The 1,457-nt window shown below is 63.3% G+C and carries 2 protein-coding genes; both read left to right on the top strand.

From position 1 onward, the window contains the following. The coding region (locus tag EN939_RS33985) for a response regulator (protein ID WP_127271799.1) at positions 1-564 on the top strand (564 nt) is incomplete at its 5' end. A gap of 87 nt (positions 565-651) precedes the next feature. Continuing rightward, on the top strand, positions 652-1,359 hold the full coding sequence (locus EN939_RS33980; RefSeq protein ID WP_127271305.1) for a phosphorylase family protein: 708 nt from the start codon (positions 652-654) through the stop codon (positions 1,357-1,359). Positions 1,360-1,457 lie beyond the last annotated feature (98 nt).

Below are 1,457 nucleotides of genomic sequence, written 5' to 3'. Positions count from 1 at the left end.
GGCCTTGGCCTGTCGATGGTCTACGGCATCATCAAGCAGACCGGCGGCTTCATCTTTTGCGATTCCGAAGTCGGCAAAGGCTCGACCTTCCGCATTTTCCTGCCGCGTCACATCGCCGAAGCGAAAAAAGCAGGCGAGCCCGGCGATGCGCCGGCGGCGCCGACAAAGGTCGCCGATCCGGCCAAGGATCTGTCGGGCTCGGCCACGGTGCTGCTCGTCGAGGACGAGGATGCCGTGCGCATGGGCGGCATGCGGGCGCTGACCTCGCGTGGCTACACCGTGCACGAGGCATCGTCGGGCGTCGAGGCGCTGGAAGTGTTCGAGGCACTGGGCGGCAAGGTCGATATCGTCGTTTCCGACGTGGTCATGCCGGAAATGGACGGACCGACACTGCTTGGTGAATTGCGCAAGCGCCAGCCGGACATCAAGTTCGTCTTCGTGTCCGGCTACGCCGAGGACGCATTCGCCAGAAACCTCCCGGCAGATGCGCATTTCGGCTTTCTGCCCAAGCCGTTTTCGCTCAAGCAACTGGCGACGATCGTCAAGGACGTGCTGGAGTCTTAGAGCCTTTCCCATGTTCCATCTTGCACAACGCCGTGACAACGCCATGATTGCGGGTGAAACGGCTGGAAGGCTTAGGGGGAGCAACTGGTGACGCCGCACAACGAAGCGGACAAGGACGACTACGCCGACACGGTTTTGTTACCGGGTGACCCGCAGCGCGCCGAGTGGATGGCGCAAACGTTCCTGGAAGCGCCGCGCTGCATCAATCGCCGCCGCGGCGCACTTGGCTTCACCGGGCTGTTTGGCGGCAAACCCGTCAGCATCCAGGCGACGGGCATCGGCGTTTCATCGTTTCTGATCTATGCGCATGAACTGCTGGACCATTATGGCGCCCGGACGTTGATCCGCACCGGCACCTGCGGCAGCCTGACCGCAAAGGCAAAACTGCGCAGCCTTGTCATCTCGCAATCGGCGCAGGCGGAAAGCGCCCAGAGCGGCCAGGTTTTCGGCCTTTATGGACCCGCTGGCCCCGACCCGGCGCTCCTCGCATCGTCACTGGCCAAGGCGGTAGAATTCGGCATCGACCATCATGCCGGCCTGACGGTGTGCAGCGACATCTTCTATCACCCGGAGGGGCGCGCCCGTTTTGCCGTTGCGCGGGCGCAAGGAGCCCTGGCCGTGGATATGGAAACCAGCGCGCTCTATCGCATATCGGAGCATTTCGGAGCGCGTGCGCTGTCGATGTGTGTCGTGGTCGACAACATCGAGACCGGCGAACAGACCGACTATTCCGAGCGCCAGGCGCTTTTCACCGACATGAGCCGTCTGGCGCTCGCTGTCGCAGCCGAGAGCTAGCCGAGTTACGGGAGCAATTGCTTGCGCACGGCTGCCACATCGTCGGAGGCGACCGCCGGGGCGGCGTTGCCCCAACTGGCGCGCACATAGGTCAGGAC

It is taken from the genome of Mesorhizobium sp. M7A.F.Ca.CA.002.05.1.1 (assembly GCF_003998335.1).
Classification (GTDB): Bacteria; Pseudomonadota; Alphaproteobacteria; order Rhizobiales; family Rhizobiaceae; genus Mesorhizobium.
Note: the sequence above shows the minus strand (reverse complement) of the source record. Positions and strands in the feature narration are given on the sequence as shown.